Below are 16,760 nucleotides of genomic sequence, written 5' to 3'. Positions count from 1 at the left end.
ATAAAGTAATCTGAAAAAGATATGAAAAGATTAATTTTACATTTTTTGATGTTGTTAATTTGGTGAAATATTACAATTAGAGGTGAGATATTTATATTTGTATAAAATGATAAAAAAATATGTATATACTGACAAAAATAAGGGGATGGTTGTTAGATAGATTTTGTAAAAATAGGGGAGTATAGCTAAAGGACGATGATTTTTATTACTTATTAATACTTGTCCTGGCTAGTTTTAGCTGGAAAAATAGTTCTCGATTTGAATATGAGTTATGTTATAATTGCTAGGTGTGTTTGAATGATAAAAAATTATGATTAAAAGATAATGTTAAGATTTTGTATGGAGGTCTTGGAATGTTAGCAAATCAAGCTAGGGTTAGATTTGAGCATTTTTTGCTCTTTTTTATTATTTTACAGCCTGTTTTAGATTTATTAACGTCTCTTAGCATCACTTTATTAAAGTCAAATGCTACCGTTGGAATTTTAGTAAGATTCCTTATTATGGCTGTTGGTGGTATTTACATTTTAATTCAGGCAAAAGAGAAGGAAAATAGAAAGTTTTTAATTTATCTTATATTATTAGCCGGAGTTTTAGGGATAGGGTTTATTAATAACAAACTAGTTAAAAATCCTATTGTACTTGGTGAAGAGGTTAAATTCGTTGCGAAAGCATTATATATATATATCATGCTGGGATCATACATTTTAGCTTTAAAATCATTGAAAAAGACAGTTAATATTAGTGATAAGGTTCGAAATAGTATTGTATATTCTACATTAATCATTAACGCAATTATGGTTATTTCTATTTCAACATCTACTGACTTTGGTAGTTATGAATGGATGAAGGTTGGTTCTCGAGGTTGGTTCTATGCAGGGAATGAACTAGGTTCAATCTTAGCTATTATTTTCCCTATTGTGGTACTATATTCTATTCAAAAAACAAAGAGCTGGAAACACATTTTATATTGGATTCCATCACTTTTAATGATTTATTCGCTAATTCAAGTCGGTACAAAAGTTGGAATGGGCTCAATTGGTGCTACGTTAGGGGCAGCAATCGGAATCATTGTACTACAATTATTATTTGATAGAAAAAATCCGAACAAAAAATCCCTTGCGCTTAATGCAGTAATTGCTATGGTGCTATTAGCTGGTGTAGTTTGGACGTTTAAACAAACACCATTAGCACAAAATATGGGTATTCACAATAATTATTTATCAGAGCAAAATGTGGCACAGCAAGGTCAAAAAGAAAAAGAAATTAAAGAGAAGCTGAAAAAAGAGCAAGAACTTAAAGCAAAAGAAGAAAATCATCATAAAGTTGAAAAGCCAGAAGAAAAGGCGAAGATAGAAGAGGAAGTTAAGAAAGAGCTTGAGAAAGAGCAAAAGAAAGAAAATCAAGAAAATCTTATTTTCAGTGGACGTCAAGTATATGAAGAAAGACATAAGCAGTTCTTTAAAGAAGCGCCAATGTCACAAAAGTTATTAGGAATGGGTTATGCAGGTAACTTTAAATACAATGAACAAAAGCAGCCAGATCCAAAACTAATTGAAATGGACTTCCATGATTGGTTTTATGATTTCGGGATTATTGGCTTTGTATTACTAATGATTCCATTTATTTATTACGGGCTAAGAATTTTACTAGCATTTGCTACGAGATTTAAGGACATATTCAATATAAAATATGGAATGATTTCAGCAAGCTTATTGTTAGCGTTAGGTATTGCTTATATTGCAGGACATATTTTAACAGCACCAGGAGTTGGGATTTACTTTGTAGTGGTGTTAGCTTATCTAATAGTAGACCTAGAAATTGAATGATAAAAATAAAAGCTAACTTTTGTTAGCTTTTATTTTTTAGTACAGTAAAATAAAAATAGATGGAAACGTAGCGAGGATTTAAAGGAGGAAAAAATATGAGAATATTGCATATGAATGCAGGAGCAGAAGATGGGGGAGGGAAAACACATATTATTTCACTTCTCGATCAGTTTCCAACTGGTGAAGTAGAATTAGCAGTATTTGAAGATGGAATTGTTGCGAAGGAAGCAAGGGAGTTAGGGATAAAAGTCCATGTGTTTTCACAAAAATCGCGCTATGATTTATCCATTTTAAAGAATATAAGTGAATTTATTAATAAAGAAAAATTTGATGTAGTTCATACACATGGCCCTAGGGCTAATTTCTATGTTTCTTTAATGAAAAAGAGAATAAAGGCAAAATGGGTAACGACTATTCATAGTGATCCATTTCAAGACTTTACTAAACAGGGCTTGAAAGGTTGGATTTTTACGAAATTAAATTTGAAAGCCTTAAAAAATATAGACTTATTTTTCGTTGTAACAAATAGATTGAAAAAAAGCCTGGCAGCATTAGGTATTTCAAATGAAAAGATGCATGTTATTTATAATGGAATTGAATACGATAAGGAAAAAGCAGAAGGCTATAATAAAAAAGAAATGTTCAATATTGATGAAGATGTATTTACGGCAATCCAAGTAGCACGATTACATCCTGTCAAAGGACATGAAGTTTTATTCGATGCGTTACAACAAACAAAATTAGAGAAAATTAAAGTATTATTAGTTGGCGATGGCCCATTAGAAGAAAATCTAAAGTCATTAGCTACTGAAAAAGGGATTAACGATAAAGTAGAGTTTTTAGGACATCGTCAAGATGTAAAACAATTATTTGCGTCGTCACATGTAAATTTATTAACTTCCCATAGTGAAGGGTTCCCACTAGTTTTATTAGAAGCGGCAAATCAACGCGTACCATCAATTGTGACTAGGGCTGGAGAAATTGAACCATTAATCGTAGATGAAACTTACGGATGGATTGTGCCAACAGGTGATGGAAAGGCATTAGCATTAGCTTTAGAAGAAGCGTATGATAAGTGGAAAACTGGAGAGTTAGCAGCAATGGGTAAACATATTTATGAGCATGCTACTATGAACTTCTCACTTCAAAAACTATATGAAGATACAAAGGAAACATATAAGCAATTAATAGCGAAAAACTTGTAATGATAGAGAGGATAGTTAACTATGGCAGTACAAACAGTTGATATTCTAGGCGTTCCTTTTTCTACAATGACAATGGATGAAACGGTCCAATATTTAAAAGAACAACTAGAAGCGGAGCGAACTCATACGTTTCAGGTAGTAACAGCAAACCCTGAAATTGTTATGTGCGCAAAAAAGGATGAAAAGTTCTATCAAACATTATTGAATACAGATTTAATTACACCTGATGGTATTGGGGTTGTAAAGGCAAGCGGGATGCTTGGTACACCTTTAAAAGAACGTGTAGCAGGTTTTGATTTAATGTGTAATTTACTTGCGAAGTTATCTGAAGATAGTAAGCCGGTATCTGTTTTCTTATTAGGTGCAAAGCCGCATGTTGTACAAGCTGCAGCAGATCATTTAACAAAGACATATTCAGCTGTATCCATCGCCGGTATACAAGATGGTTATTTTAAACAAGAAGACGAAGAGAATATTATTTCTCGCATTCAAGAAGCAAAACCAGATTTATTACTTGTTGCACTTGGTTTCCCGAAACAAGAGAACTTTATCCAAAACAATAAGCATCGTTTAGAAACGAAAATGGCTGTTGGAGTGGGTGGAAGTTTAGACGTATGGGCTGGAGAGGTAAAACGTGCACCAAAATGGATTCAAGCGATTCATTTAGAGTGGTTTTATAGATTATGCAGTAATCCAACACGCTGGCGTCGTCAGTTAGTATTAGCGGAATTTTTAAAAGAAGTAATGCGTTCGAAAAAGTAGCGAAATATCGCTGCTTTTTTTATTTGTTCATTTTTAATAAATTGAAACTTTAATCAGTGAGGCATCCCTACTGATTATTAGCCCTCACCAATCGGGATAGACGTTTTACTTTTTGGGAATGATGAAGGAGAAATTTTTTACACAAAAGTATTTTACTTATACAATTCACACATGTAAAATTATGTGTAAAGACACCTGTGTGAGGAGGACTTCTAGTGGGCAAGGTAAAAGAAATTTCGAAGCGCAAACTACTTGGTATAGCTGGGCTTGGATGGCTATTTGATGCAATGGATGTTGGAATGCTTTCATTTGTAATGGTAGCCTTGCAAAAGGATTGGGGATTAAGTACGCAAGAAATGGGCTGGATAGGTAGTATTAACTCAATCGGTATGGCAGTAGGAGCGCTTATTTTTGGGGTACTATCAGATAAAATAGGGCGAAAATCAGTCTTTATTATTACATTATTATTATTTTCTATCGGTAGTGGTTTAACTGCGTTAACGACGACACTTGCGATGTTTCTCGTTTTACGCTTTGTAATTGGTATGGGGCTTGGCGGAGAGCTTCCGGTTGCCTCTACACTAGTATCAGAGAGTGTTGAAGCACATGAGCGTGGGAAAATTGTTGTGTTATTAGAAAGTTTTTGGGCAGGTGGATGGCTAATTGCAGCTCTTATCTCGTATTTTGTTATTCCGAAATATGGTTGGGAAGTTGCGATGGTATTGAGTGCAGTTCCAGCACTATATGCTTTATATTTAAGATGGAATTTACCGGATTCCCCAAGGTTCCAAAAAGTGAAAAAAAGACCATCTGTTATTGAAAATATAAAATCAGTTTGGTCTGGGGAATATCGTAAAGCAACAATTATGCTATGGATTCTATGGTTTTGTGTTGTCTTTTCCTATTATGGAATGTTCCTTTGGTTACCGAGTGTAATGGTGCTAAAAGGGTTTAGTTTAATAAAAAGTTTCCAATACGTACTTATTATGACGTTAGCTCAACTTCCAGGGTATTTCACCGCTGCTTGGTTTATTGAACGTCTCGGTCGTAAATTTGTTTTGGTTACGTATTTAATTGGGACAGCTTGCAGTGCCTATTTGTTTGGGGTTGCGGATTCATTAACAGTATTAATCGTGGCAGGTATGTTACTATCCTTCTTTAACTTAGGTGCTTGGGGAGCATTATACGCCTATACACCTGAGCAGTATCCAACCGTTATTCGTGGTACAGGTGCAGGAATGGCAGCAGCGTTTGGGCGTATTGGTGGTATTCTTGGACCATTATTAGTGGGGTATTTAGTTGCCTCAGAAGCTTCACTATCATTAATATTTACGATTTTCTGCGGATCAATCTTAATTGGTGTATTCGCTGTAGTAATACTTGGACAAGAAACGAAGCAACGAGAATTAGTATAAAGTGAAATTTTAAATGTATGCCTGATCGTTTATTACCCTACACTACTCGGCTCTTTCTAGGCAGTTAATGTAGGATAAAGGGGGAGAGGAAACCGAAGGGGTTTCCTTTTTTCTGTTTTTTTAGATAAATAATGGTATAGTAAGAAAAAGGGATTATTTCTTATAAAAGCGAATGTATACAACAGGACATATGGACAAAGAATTAGGTGGTTGAAGAAATGAAAATTTTACTGATTATGGAAGAGGCAGAAGAGAGAAGAGAGTTAGCTGAAAATTTCACTGAAAATATGAGAAATGTAGAATGTTTTGAAGCAAAGACAGGAACAGAATCTTTATTTATGATGAAAAAACATATACCAGACTTTGTTTTTTTAAGTTCCAAATTACTAGATGGTACTGGTTTTGAATATGCAAGTTTATTACGAGAAATAAATTGCTATACAAAATTTATTTTTGTAGGTGAAAACATAGAAGAATCTATTACAGCTTTTCGTTTCCAAGCATTTTATTATTTATTGCGACCATTTCGTGAAGAAGATTTACAATTTCTTTTATATAAAATAGGTAAAGAACAAGGCGAGAAAGCAAAGAGTTATTTGCGAAAACTACCGATAGAAAGTCAAGAGGGCATACGATATATTCTTCCAGAAGATATCGTATATGTAAGTAAAAATAAAGAAAATAAAACTGTTTCAATTTACACAACGAATAATCAGTATATTTCAACATATACACTTCAGGAATTAGAAAATAAGCTAAATGCATATGATTTTTTACGTGTACATAAAAGCTATTTAATTAATATGTCATATGTAAAAGAACTGAAACCTTATTATAATGGCACGTATAATTTGTATTTAGATAGGTATGATGAGCAACCGATTCCAGTCAGTCGTAATTATGTAAAACGCCTTCGAAATAACATTGAATTATAGTAGATAATGAGAGTATTTTAACATGATAAACTGAAAATCCTTCATGATAGGGAGGATTCAAGTTAAATATTCAGAAAATTTAGTACAATCTCCACTAAGAAATAGTATTGGGGGAATTGTATGTGAAGACATTGAAATCGATCTTACTTTGGGGCGTTATTACAGCAGTAGGAGCAGGTGCTTTTGGGGTAATAGCTTTATCACAAGGTGAAACCATTAATGCTGTATGGCTCTTAGTAGCTGCCGTATGTGTATATGCAGTTGCTTATCGCTTTTATAGTAGATTTATAGCGAGAAAGGTTTTTAATTTAGATGATAATCGGCAAACACCAGCCCATACATTAAATGATGGGAAAGACTATGTTCCAACAAATAAGTGGGTATTGTTTGGACATCACTTTGCAGCGATTGCTGGAGCGGGACCTTTAGTAGGACCGATTTTAGCGGCACAAATGGGGTATTTACCAGGGACCATTTGGATTATTGTTGGGGTAGTTGTTGCGGGGGCTGTCCAAGATTTTGTTATTTTATTTGCTTCAATGAGACGTAATGGTAAATCGTTAGGAGAAATGATTAAAGATGAGATTGGACCTGTTACAGGACTAATTGCAATGATAGGTATTTTAGGAATTATGATTATTTTATTAGCGGTATTAGCGTTGGTCGTAGTAAAGGCACTAATCGGAAGTCCTTGGGGAATGTTTACGATAGCAGCAACGATTCCTATCGCTATTTTAATGGGAGTTTATATGCGCTATATTAGGCCTGGTCGTGTTGGAGAAGGATCAGTAATCGGTATTATCCTACTTATTTTATCTCTTGTTGGAGGACAGTATGTAGCAGAAAATCCAACACTTGCAAGTATGTTCACATTTAGTGGTGAAACAATTGCTATTATGCTTATTGTATATGGATTTATTGCATCTGCATTACCAGTTTGGATGCTTTTAGCACCACGTGATTATTTAAGTACATTTTTAAAAGTTGGAACAATTGTAGGGTTAGCAATCGGTATCTTAATTGTAGCACCAGATTTACAAATGCCAGCAGTTTCGAAATTTATTGATGGAACTGGTCCTGTGTTCTCTGGAAACTTATTCCCATTCTTATTTATTACTATTGCTTGTGGTGCAGTGTCTGGATTCCATGCTCTTGTTTCATCAGGTACGACGCCGAAGATGATTGAGCAAGAGGGACACGCACAGCCAATCGGTTATGGAGCAATGTTAATGGAGTCGTTTGTAGCAGCGATGGCGATGATTGCAGCTTGTGTATTAACACCGGGAACGTATTTTGCAATTAATAGTCCCGCAGCACTTATCGGTACAGATGTCTCGCAGGCAGCTCAAGTTATTTCCTCATGGGGATTTGCTATTACACCAAATGAATTAAAAGATCTTGCTGTAAATGTTGGAGAGCAAACTATTTTATCACGTACAGGTGGTGCGCCAACATTAGCGATAGGTATGGCATATATTTTCTCACAAGTAATAGGTGGAACGGCCATGATGGCATTTTGGTATCATTTTGCGATTCTCTTTGAAGCCCTATTTATTTTAACAACGATTGATGCCGGAACGCGTGTCGGCCGATTTATGATTCAAGATATTTTAGGGCATGTATATAAGCCATTTGGGAAAACGGATTCTACATTAGCGAATGTAATCGCTACAACATTATGTGTATTAGGGTGGGGATATTTCTTATACCAAGGGGTAATAGATCCGCTCGGTGGAATTAATACATTATGGCCACTTTTCGGTATTGCAAATCAAATGCTAGCAGGTATTGCATTATTACTTGGAACGACAATTTTGTTCAAAATGGGGAAAAAGGCGTACGTTTGGGTAACACTTATTCCAACTGTGGGATTGCTTATTGTAACAATGACAGCTGGTTATCAAAAGCTATTTCATGAAAATCCTAAAATCGGATTTCTATCTCACGCGAAGGTGTTTCAGGGAGCGTTAGATGAAGGGAAAGTGTTAGCACCAGCTAAAAATGTTACTCAAATGAAGCAAATTATTTTTAATGATTATATCGATGCAGCGCTTTGTGGGATTTTTATGATAGTTGTAATCGCTGTGTTAATTTCAGCACTTCGAATTTGGATACAAGTATTAAGAAATAAGCCAATGCCGTTAAAAGAGGCACCATATATTCCTAGAGATGAAAGTGAGTCGAGGAACTATGCTTAAAAAGCTGTGGCAAGTATGGGGGGGAAGGAAGCGCTTTATTAGTTTGCTCGTTGGGGTACCAAGTTATGAAGTATATGTGGAGCATATGAAAAAGCATCATCCTGAAGAAGAGGTTTTATGTCAAAAGCAATTTTTTGCTGAGGCACAAGAAGCAAGATTTAACGCAAAGGGTGGAAAAATATCACGCTGTTGTTAATGAAAAAGGGCGAGTTTTCGCCCTTTTTATTTTTTGCTGTTTCACGTGGAACAGCAAAAAATAAATAAAAACTTTGGGAATTATAGGGATTTCGTATACAATAAAGTAAGGAAAGGGATAGATAGAAAAGTAAGGAGATCATTTTATGTTAAGGGACTTATTTGTAAATACAACAATTATTCTTTCCTTTATTTTTGTTGGAGGTCAGCTTTTAAGAGATAAGCCGTTAAAAGAAGGATTCTCTTTTGGGCAGAAATGTGTAGTAGGCATTTTTACTGGGATACTAGGTATATTACTAATGTATTTCGGTGTTCGTGTTGGTACCATCCTATTGGATTTACGCTACTTAGCTGTTATTCTAGCTGTTATTATTGGAGGGCCGATAGCGAGTACCATAACAATTATTATGATTTTAGTAACTAGACTGTTGTTTATGGATTATTCATTAGCTTCTCAAGTGGCCTTTTATACAATCATTGCGATAGGAATAGGGAGTATCTTTATTTCGCGTATGAAGCTTTCTTTAGGGGAAAAGTGGGTATGGTTACACGCATATATTTTATCTATTCTAATCCCAGCGTTATATATATGGTTAATTAAAGAGATCCACATAGTGGGATTATATTTAATTTCTAGTATTATTACAGGTTACATAACATTCATAAGTGCAAATTATGTTTTACAATCCAATGAGCTATTTCAAACGATGAAGCAATACGCAACGATAGATGCATTGACAGGTCTAGGAAACGTAAGACAGTTTGATTTAGAGATGAATCGTCATATTAGTAATAAACACTTGAAAAACGATTCACTTTGTTTACTACTTATAGATATTGACCATTTTAAGCATGTAAATGATACGTATGGGCACCCAGCGGGAGACGAAGTGTTAAAACAAGTAGGGCATATTTTGCGAGAAATGTCAGCATTTCCGGATTTGGTTTTTCGAAAGGGTGGAGAGGAGTTTGCGCTTTTGATACCAAGGAAAGGAATGGTTTATGGAATTCATGTTGGGGAACAAACTCGTATAGCTGTTGAAAAACATTCATTTGAATTGTTAGATGGAACAAAAATAAAAATTACAGTTTCGGTAGGGGTTTCAGAGTATGAAGGGGCATCAGAGCAATTTATTCAAGCGGCGGATGATGCGTTATACTACTCGAAACGAAATGGTAGAAATAAGGTCAGCTCTGCATCTTAAAGATAAGATGACCGGAAGACATAAAGCTTATAAAAAACACTCACAGAGGCAATGTATGAACCTTGTGAGTGTTTTTATTTATATATTAGACAAGTTCTTTTGATACAACGAATTTACGATATGCACCATGGTGAGTTGGACCTACGTATTCGTTAATTTTGAATGAGTAACGAATAGCAGCTGTGATGAATTCTTTAGCAGTTTTTACTGCTTCTTTCACAGGTTTTCCTTTTGCAAGTTCTGCTGTAATTGCAGCAGAATATGTGCAACCTGCGCCGTGTGTATTTGTAGTATCAATTTTTTCTGATTCTAAAAGATCGAATGTTTCTCCATCATATAGGACGTCGATTGCAGTTTCCGTACCAAGTTTACTTCCGCCTTTAATTAGTACGTATTTGGGACCTAAAGCGTGGATTTTCTTCGCTGCTTCTTTCATGTCCTCAAGAGAATTAATTTTCACACCGCTTAATTGGTAAGCTTCAAATAAGTTTGGCGTTACAACTAATGCCTTTGGCACAAGAACGTCACGTAAGCAATCGTTCGTTTCAGGGTGTAATGCTTCATCTGCACCTTTACATACCATAACAGGGTCAACTACTACATTTTTGAAATTGTGCTTTTCGATTGTTTCTGCAACCATTTCAATAATTTCTACTGATCCAAGCATACCTGTTTTTAAAGCGTCTACGCCAACACCTTCAATTGTTGTTTCTAATTGTGGTTTTAATGTAGAAGCTGGGATTGGAAATACGTTATGTGCCCAACCGTTATGTGGATCCATCGTTACGATTGTTGTAAGAGATGTCATTCCGTATACGCCCAGTTCTTGGAATGTTTTTAAATCTGCTTGTATACCAGCACCGCCACTTGTGTCAGAACCAGCGATAGTAAGTGCTTTATTTAATGTCATTATGAAAGCCCCCTCGAGTGATATAATGAAAACTATGTTTTCACCATTATATCAATGTTACGAATAAGTACAAAGTGAAAAGTAGATGATTTATTTTAAGAGCTATTTAAAATCTTGTATGCAGGAGAATGAGTATGTTTCGAGATAATCGTACGAATGAATTAGTTATATTAAAGGAAATTGCAGAAACATTAAATACATCAAATGATACATATCATGTATTGCAAGCTGTCCTCGAGAAATTGCTAAGTGTAACAGGTTTAACGACAGGATGGATTTTTCTTGCGGATGAAAATGGGAAGTATACGAAGTTAATTGATTATCAATTACCAGAGGCACTTACATATGAAAATAAACGCCCGATGTGCGAAGGTGAATGTTGGTGTTTACGAGGTTTTGTAGATGGAAAATTAGAGAGAGCCGTTAATATTATTGAATGTAAAAGAATTAATAATGCAATTGAATATAATTGGGGGGATACGGAGGGCATTCTTCATCATGCTACGGTTCCTTTAAAAGCTGGGGGAGAAAAATTTGGGGTGTTAAATGTTGCAAGTCCGGGTAAAACACATTTTTCAGAAGAAGAATTAGTATTACTCCAATCGGTTGCCTTCCAAATTGGTACGGCTTTAAAGCGAACAAAATTATATGAAAATGAAAAGAGAAGAGCACATTATTATGTGAAATTAGAGCGTTTCATTCAAGATTTAAAAATGATTCATAAGTTTAATGTACTACCTGAAAAGGTGGTAAATCACGTAGGTGAAGTATTTCAATGGAATCAAGTAGCGCTTTTTATTAGGGAGGAAAAAGAATTATCTCTGCGAGCGTCTTACGTTCAGGAAGAGTTACAAGAGGATGTAAAAGAGGCGGCCAAGAAGGCGTTAGAACAAGATGAACCAGTTCTAATAAAACATCAAATAGGACATAATGTACATCTAAATCGAGCTGTTATTGCTACACCAATACATATTCAAAACCATATATTTGGTGTTTTATGTGTTAGTTTGAATAATGGAGAGTTTGATGCTAATACAATAGACGTAATTCAAGCATTATCGAACCATGTTTCGTTAATAATAGAGAATTTGAGGTTAAACGAGCAGCGCCGTGAACTTGTACGAATGGAAGAAAGAAATCGGTTAGCAAGAGATTTACATGATTCTGTTTCGCAAAAATTATTTTCATTAACCTTCATGACAAAAGGCGCCGAGGCAGTTTTAAAAGGTAAAAATGAAAAGGTAGATCAATCTTTGCATGAGATGCGTGAACTTGCGCAAGGAGCTTTGAAAGAAATGAGGACATTAATTTGGCAGCTTCGTCCGGCAGGATTAGAAAAAGGATTATTGCCAGCTCTAAAGCAGTACGGTGAAAATTTGGGACTGAAAATTAGGGAGCAAGTTACGGGTGTTCGTGATTTACCTCGTGTAGTAGAAGAAGCTTTGTGGCGCATAGGCCAAGAAGCACTGAACAATGTAAGTAAGCATGCAGGTGTAAAAGAAGCGACGATTTATTTTACAGTGAATGAGAAAAATGTATCATTAGAAATAGTTGATCAAGGAAAGGGCTTTGTGGAAAAGAATATAAAAGAAAAGAAATCACTAGGTATGACTACGATGCGTGAAAGAGTAGAATTAGTTGGTGGAACAATTAAAATTGTAAGTAGTAATAAACGAACGAGCGTAAAAGTAAATGTACCATTATGATGTGAAAATGAGGGAAGTTTGTGAAAATAAAAGTATTGTTAGTTGATGATCATACAGTCGTTTTAAAAGGATTAGCATTTTTCTTAAGTACACAGGAAGATTTAGAGTTAGTTGGAGAAGCGAATAATGGGAAAGAAGCGTTAGTGAAAGTAGGAGAAACAAATCCCGATGTTATATTAATGGATTTATATATGCCTGAAATGGATGGTGTTGAGGCGACGGCATATATAAAAAAAGAGTATCCAAATGTGAAAGTAATTGTATTAACTAGCTTTTCTGATCAGGCGCATGTGTTACCTGCATTAAGGGCTGGAGCAAGTGGGTATATTTTAAAAGATGTAGAACCAGATCAGCTTGTTGAGGCTATTCGAAGCGCATATAAAGGTAATATTCAATTACATCCGGATATAGCAAATGCTCTTCTCTCTCAAACATTACCTGTAGAAGAAAAGGAAGAAGAATCTTCTATTCAAGTGGATGTGCTAACAGCGAGAGAAAATGAAGTATTGCAGCTATTAGCGAAAGGGATGAGCAATAAGGAAATTGCATCTGTTTTAGTTATTACAGAAAAGACGGTTAAGGCGCATGTAAGTAGTATTTTGAGTAAGTTGAATTTATCTGATCGTACGCAAGCGGCATTATATGCAGTTAAAAATGGAATTGTATAAGACGAAAGTCGTAAGACCAAGTTCGCCTTTAGAAGGTGGACTTTTTTTATGGAAAAATACGTCTATGTGAGGACGAAATTGTCTTTATATAAAGATAAAATATGTTTGTAAGCAACAAAACAACAATTACAAGGGATACCTTTTTTGAAAGCATATAACAACATAAGAGTGAGTACTAGGAGGAATAAATAATGGCAACAGTTTTATTCGTTAAAGCAAATAACCGTCCAGCGGAACAAGCAGTTAGTGTAAAATTATATGAGGCATTTTTAGCAAACTATAAAGAAGCACACCCAAATGATACAGTAGTAGAACTTGATTTATATAAAGAAGAATTACCATACGTAGGCGTAGACATGATCAATGGTACATTCAAGGTAGGTAAAGGATTTGATTTAACAGAAGAAGAAGCAAAAGCAGTAGCAGTTGCTGATAAGTATTTAAATCAATTCCTAGAAGCTGATAAAGTTGTTTTCGGCTTCCCATTATGGAACTTAACGATTCCAGCAGTATTGCACACATATATTGATTATTTAAACCGTGCTGGTAAAACGTTCAAATATACGCCAGAGGGTCCAGTTGGCCTAATCGGAGATAAGAAGATTGCATTATTAAATGCACGAGGCGGCGTATATTCAGAAGGGCCAGCAGCTGAGGTAGAAATGGCTGTTAAATATGTAGCAAGTATGATGGGCTTCTTCGGCGCAACAAACATGGAAACAGTAGTTATTGAAGGACATAACCAATTCCCAGATAAAGCAGAAGAAATTATTGCTGCAGGTCTTGAAGAAGCAGCTAAAGTAGCAAGTAAATTTTAATTAAAATTATACTCGTCACTCGAAAAAACAGCATTAACGTTTATATGTTAATGCTGTTTTTTTATATTTTTAGTTCATCAGCAAGTTTTTCTAATGTATTTCGATCTTGTATATAATATGTTCGGCCTTCTTTTCTTAAATAATTTTGTTGGCAAAACTGATTTAATACATATAAAAGATGACGGTAGCTGACATTTAAATATTCCGAGGCCTCGGTATGCTTTTCTATATAACAATTATTTTGCTCTGTTAATAAAATAAAAGCAGCTAATCGATTTTCAAAAGGATAACTATAGTTTTTTGCGTAATTTTCAGTGCGAGTAATTGTCTTTTCTCCAATAAATTTACATAAGTGCTGTAAAAACGTTGCATCTTGTAATAAAAGTTGCTGACAATCTTTAAGAGGAAGTGCCAAACACACACAATCTTCTAGTACTTCAACGGACTTAGTAATATTTTCTACCCCTATTAATCCTAATTCCCCGATAAAAGATGGTGCTTGAATAAAATTAATTAATGAAACCTTCCCGTTTTTATGACTCATATATATTTTGGCTCTCCCAGAAATTAAGTAATAGAGATAAGGGAGAGCATTTCCTTCACTACATATCATCTCTTTCGTTTGAAAAGAATGCAGCTCTACATATGGCAAGACATGAAATGAAAATAGGGTATGGAATTGATGGATTCGCATGTATTGATAAATTTCTTCCTCATTTTTGCTGATTTTCATATTTTCACCCCTATGTATAGTATGAGATATCTCCTATTATCTTTACAAGAAGGAATGATACAATTTATGTAAATTTGTTTTTGTAGAAAAGAGAGTGTGATGAATTTATGAAAAAATATAAAACATTGTTATTTGATGTAGATGATACATTACTAGACTTCCAAAAGGCTGAAAAAGTGGCTTTACGGGTACTTTTTGAAGAGAAGGGAATCCCTTTAACAGACGAGATAGAGGCTCGTTATAAAAAAATAAATAAAGGTCTTTGGGATGCTTTTGAAAAAGGTGAACTATCACGCAATGAAGTTGTAAATACACGATTCTCTCTGTTGTTTAAAGAGTATGGAGAAGAAGTAAATGGAATATTATTCGAAAATAATTATCGTAACTACTTAGAAGAAGGAAATCAACTCATGCAAGGTGCATTTGAATTTATAAATCAAATTCAAGGGGAGTATGAATTGTATATAGTGACAAATGGTGTTTCTAAGACGCAAGATAAACGTTTGCGCAATGCAGGGTTACATTCATTATTTAAAGATGTCTTTGTTTCGGAAGATACAGGTTTTCAAAAACCGATGAAAGAGTATTTTGATTATGTTTTTGAACGGATTCCTAACTTTGCACCTGAAGAAGGGCTGATTATTGGTGATTCATTAAGCGCTGATATTAAAGGTGGATATGTAGCGAGAATTGATACTTGTTGGTTTAATCCAGAAAGGAAATTAAATGATAGTGGGATTATACCGACATATGAAGTGCATAATTTTGAGGAGTTAGAAGCGTTATTGAAGCAGCATGTGTAATAAAAAAATAGGCAGTGGAGCTTTCGTCCCCACTGCCTATTTTTATTAATTTTTATTTTCGTTATGTTTTGGGAGTGGAAAGGCATTCCCGATAGCAGCTGCACCAAGCATGGGCAATAGTAAATTAAGCGGGAAAAACATAAGTAATAGTAATGTTATAGCTATTGGCTTTCGTAACGCATAGCTTGAAATTGCTGTTGTTACGATGGCAACAGATGCTACTGGATCTATAGGAAGAATAGATGCTACAGCGTATCCGATACTTGACCCAGAAAATATAATTGGGAAGATATGTCCACCTCGCCACCCTGTGTTCAAACAAACGGCAGTAATGCACAACTTTAAAATCCCTGAAAGAAGTAGTATCCAAAAAGATAAATGGCTCCATTCAACAACTAATTCTTTTAATTGATGTTCCCCTGAAAATAATGTGTACGGAAGAAAGGTTCCCGCAATTCCTAATAAAATACCACCGATAATTCCGAGTGTCAGCTTGTATTCTCTAAAAGGGTGAATTAACTTTTCTAATGTGAATTCTAACTTGAAATAAAAGAAACCAACTATAGCACCGATACTAGCAAGTGGAAGAAATGCAATCCATTCATTGAAAGAAAGTGTACCTTCCCCGAAATCAACAATAAAGGATCCACGATTATCAAGTTTACTCAGTAGTAAATAAACAGAAAAACCTGCGAAAGTAGTAGCTAAGTATACAATCGCTTTTTTTCCTTTAGAAAAAGCAGCAATTTCTTCCCCCTCATCTTCATTTGGTGCTAAATAACCGAATAATGGTGCGTTAAAAATGACACTTAAAGTAGCGCCAATTCCGATCTCGGTTAGCTCATTCATACCCTTTAAGGCAAATTTAAAGCGATCCCCTACCCATGTGCACAGTCCGCCTATAATTCCAACTAGTGCGGCTTCTGGACCAAGACTAGCACCGAAAATTAAAACAATAATCGCTGTTAAAGTAGCCCGATGGACAAAGCGATATTCGATTCGACCAGTTTTTTTATATTCAGCCATTACTTCAGGCATAAGGCGTGGGTATGTACCGAAATGTTTTTGTGATAGACCAACAAGGACCCCGCCAATTATTGTTACGCAAAGGGTGTAATAAGAGGGAAAAGAGAGAACTTCAGGCAAGTATCCCCAAATAAAGTGGATTCCAATATTTATTGTGACTAAAAATAACCAGACTGTAGCTCCTACTATAGATCCTAGAAGAATGCCATATAGAGCAAGTATGTAATGCATATCTTTTTTATTTGTCATGTTATACCTCCGTTATGTAAATCTTAGTAGGGAAAAAAGTGAAATATACTAGTGAAAAATGGATTGAATATATATAGTATCTTTTTGAGAAGATGGCCTATTCAAC

General features: G+C 35.0%; 15 protein-coding genes. 12 read left to right on the top strand and 3 right to left on the bottom strand.

The window, feature by feature from the left end; all coding sequences use genetic code 11:
- The first annotated feature begins 353 nt into the window (after positions 1 to 353).
- The 8 genes from MHH55_RS27835 (at position 354) to MHH55_RS27800 (ending at position 9,741) form a co-directional block, all read left to right on the top strand.
- Positions 354 to 1,826, top strand: a complete 1,473-nt coding sequence (locus MHH55_RS27835) for an O-antigen ligase family protein (protein WP_078186308.1) — start codon at positions 354 to 356, stop codon at positions 1,824 to 1,826.
- 95 nt (positions 1,827 to 1,921) lie between these two features.
- Positions 1,922 to 3,031: a glycosyltransferase family 4 protein gene (locus MHH55_RS27830; RefSeq protein WP_001221227.1), complete on the top strand. Its 1,110-nt coding sequence runs from the start codon at positions 1,922 to 1,924 to the stop codon at positions 3,029 to 3,031.
- 21 nt (positions 3,032 to 3,052) lie between these two features.
- Positions 3,053 to 3,793, top strand: coding sequence for a WecB/TagA/CpsF family glycosyltransferase (locus MHH55_RS27825; protein WP_000290747.1), 741 nt, complete (start codon positions 3,053 to 3,055; stop codon positions 3,791 to 3,793).
- Between the two features lie 215 nt (positions 3,794 to 4,008).
- Complete coding sequence (locus tag MHH55_RS27820; protein ID WP_078186309.1) at positions 4,009 to 5,208, top strand: MFS transporter; 1,200 nt, start codon at positions 4,009 to 4,011, stop codon at positions 5,206 to 5,208.
- Between the two features lie 218 nt (positions 5,209 to 5,426).
- Entirely contained in the window at positions 5,427 to 6,143 is a 717-nt protein-coding gene (locus MHH55_RS27815; RefSeq protein WP_000698256.1) for a LytR/AlgR family response regulator transcription factor, read from the top strand.
- A gap of 122 nt (positions 6,144 to 6,265) precedes the next feature.
- On the top strand, positions 6,266 to 8,341 hold the full coding sequence (gene cstA / locus MHH55_RS27810; protein WP_000854312.1) for a carbon starvation protein CstA: 2,076 nt from the start codon (positions 6,266 to 6,268) through the stop codon (positions 8,339 to 8,341).
- Positions 8,334 to 8,537: a YbdD/YjiX family protein gene (locus MHH55_RS27805; protein ID WP_074554298.1), complete on the top strand. Its 204-nt coding sequence runs from the start codon at positions 8,334 to 8,336 to the stop codon at positions 8,535 to 8,537. The genes cstA and MHH55_RS27805 overlap by 8 nt, the downstream gene beginning before the upstream one ends.
- Before the next feature lie 145 nt (positions 8,538 to 8,682).
- Positions 8,683 to 9,741, top strand: a complete 1,059-nt coding sequence (locus tag MHH55_RS27800) for a GGDEF domain-containing protein (protein ID WP_017657620.1) — start codon at positions 8,683 to 8,685, stop codon at positions 9,739 to 9,741.
- 85 nt (positions 9,742 to 9,826) lie between these two features.
- Here the strand turns inward: MHH55_RS27800 and pdxK are convergent, their stop codons facing one another.
- Positions 9,827 to 10,651 (bottom strand): pyridoxine/pyridoxal/pyridoxamine kinase, encoded by an 825-nt coding sequence (gene pdxK, locus MHH55_RS27795; RefSeq protein ID WP_017657621.1) that lies wholly within the window; start codon positions 10,649 to 10,651, stop codon positions 9,827 to 9,829.
- Between the two features lie 134 nt (positions 10,652 to 10,785).
- On the opposite strand from pdxK, the gene MHH55_RS27790 reads away from it, so the two are divergent.
- The 3 genes from MHH55_RS27790 to MHH55_RS27780 all read left to right on the top strand — a co-directional run bounded on the left by MHH55_RS27790 (position 10,786) and on the right by MHH55_RS27780 (position 13,843).
- The gene (locus MHH55_RS27790; RefSeq protein WP_000488138.1) at positions 10,786 to 12,357 is read left to right on the top strand and encodes a GAF domain-containing sensor histidine kinase; all 1,572 of its coding nucleotides are present in this window, start codon (positions 10,786 to 10,788) and stop codon (positions 12,355 to 12,357) included.
- A 20-nt stretch (positions 12,358 to 12,377) separates the two neighbouring features.
- Positions 12,378 to 13,025, top strand: coding sequence for a response regulator (locus tag MHH55_RS27785; protein ID WP_000695801.1), 648 nt, complete (start codon positions 12,378 to 12,380; stop codon positions 13,023 to 13,025).
- A gap of 191 nt (positions 13,026 to 13,216) precedes the next feature.
- A complete protein-coding gene (locus tag MHH55_RS27780) occupies positions 13,217 to 13,843 on the top strand; it encodes an FMN-dependent NADH-azoreductase (protein ID WP_000246735.1) in 627 nt (208 codons plus the stop codon).
- A gap of 61 nt (positions 13,844 to 13,904) precedes the next feature.
- On the opposite strand, the gene MHH55_RS27775 is transcribed toward MHH55_RS27780, so the two are convergent.
- Complete coding sequence (locus MHH55_RS27775) at positions 13,905 to 14,576, bottom strand: transcriptional regulator YeiL (protein ID WP_000703327.1); 672 nt, start codon at positions 14,574 to 14,576, stop codon at positions 13,905 to 13,907.
- Between the two features lie 107 nt (positions 14,577 to 14,683).
- On the opposite strand from MHH55_RS27775, the gene MHH55_RS27770 reads away from it, so the two are divergent.
- The gene (locus MHH55_RS27770; RefSeq protein ID WP_074554300.1) at positions 14,684 to 15,379 is read left to right on the top strand and encodes a YjjG family noncanonical pyrimidine nucleotidase; all 696 of its coding nucleotides are present in this window, start codon (positions 14,684 to 14,686) and stop codon (positions 15,377 to 15,379) included.
- Positions 15,380 to 15,424: 45 nt separating this feature from the next.
- Here the strand turns inward: MHH55_RS27770 and MHH55_RS27765 are convergent, their stop codons facing one another.
- Positions 15,425 to 16,654, bottom strand: a complete 1,230-nt coding sequence (locus tag MHH55_RS27765; protein ID WP_074554302.1) for a chloride channel protein — start codon at positions 16,652 to 16,654, stop codon at positions 15,425 to 15,427.
- Positions 16,655 to 16,760: the final 106 nt, after the last annotated feature.

The organism is Bacillus sp. FSL K6-2944, assembly GCF_038005385.1.
Lineage (GTDB): Bacteria > Bacillota > Bacilli > Bacillales > Bacillaceae_G > Bacillus_A > Bacillus_A cereus.
The sequence above is the reverse complement of the archived record's forward strand: the minus strand, read 5'-3'. Positions and strand labels throughout refer to the sequence as shown.

Bases quoted from the DNA above. Each gene is read 5' to 3' on its own strand.
- MHH55_RS27835 (WP_078186308.1), top strand. From the start codon at position 354: ATGTTAGCAAATCAAGCTAGGGTTAGATTTGAGCATTTTTTGCTCTTT.
- MHH55_RS27830 (WP_001221227.1), top strand. From the start codon at position 1,922: ATGAGAATATTGCATATGAATGCAGGAGCAGAAGATGGGGGAGGGAAA.
- MHH55_RS27825 (WP_000290747.1), top strand. From the start codon at position 3,053: ATGGCAGTACAAACAGTTGATATTCTAGGCGTTCCTTTTTCTACAATG.
- MHH55_RS27815 (WP_000698256.1), top strand. From the start codon at position 5,427: ATGAAAATTTTACTGATTATGGAAGAGGCAGAAGAGAGAAGAGAGTTA.
- MHH55_RS27805 (WP_074554298.1), top strand. From the start codon at position 8,334: ATGCTTAAAAAGCTGTGGCAAGTATGGGGGGGAAGGAAGCGCTTTATT.
- MHH55_RS27800 (WP_017657620.1), top strand. From the start codon at position 8,683: ATGTTAAGGGACTTATTTGTAAATACAACAATTATTCTTTCCTTTATT.
- pdxK (WP_017657621.1), bottom strand. From the start codon at position 10,651: ATGACATTAAATAAAGCACTTACTATCGCTGGTTCTGACACAAGTGGC.
- MHH55_RS27790 (WP_000488138.1), top strand. From the start codon at position 10,786: ATGTTTCGAGATAATCGTACGAATGAATTAGTTATATTAAAGGAAATT.
- MHH55_RS27780 (WP_000246735.1), top strand. From the start codon at position 13,217: ATGGCAACAGTTTTATTCGTTAAAGCAAATAACCGTCCAGCGGAACAA.
- MHH55_RS27775 (WP_000703327.1), bottom strand. From the start codon at position 14,576: ATGAAAATCAGCAAAAATGAGGAAGAAATTTATCAATACATGCGAATC.
- MHH55_RS27770 (WP_074554300.1), top strand. From the start codon at position 14,684: ATGAAAAAATATAAAACATTGTTATTTGATGTAGATGATACATTACTA.
- MHH55_RS27765 (WP_074554302.1), bottom strand. From the start codon at position 16,654: ATGACAAATAAAAAAGATATGCATTACATACTTGCTCTATATGGCATT.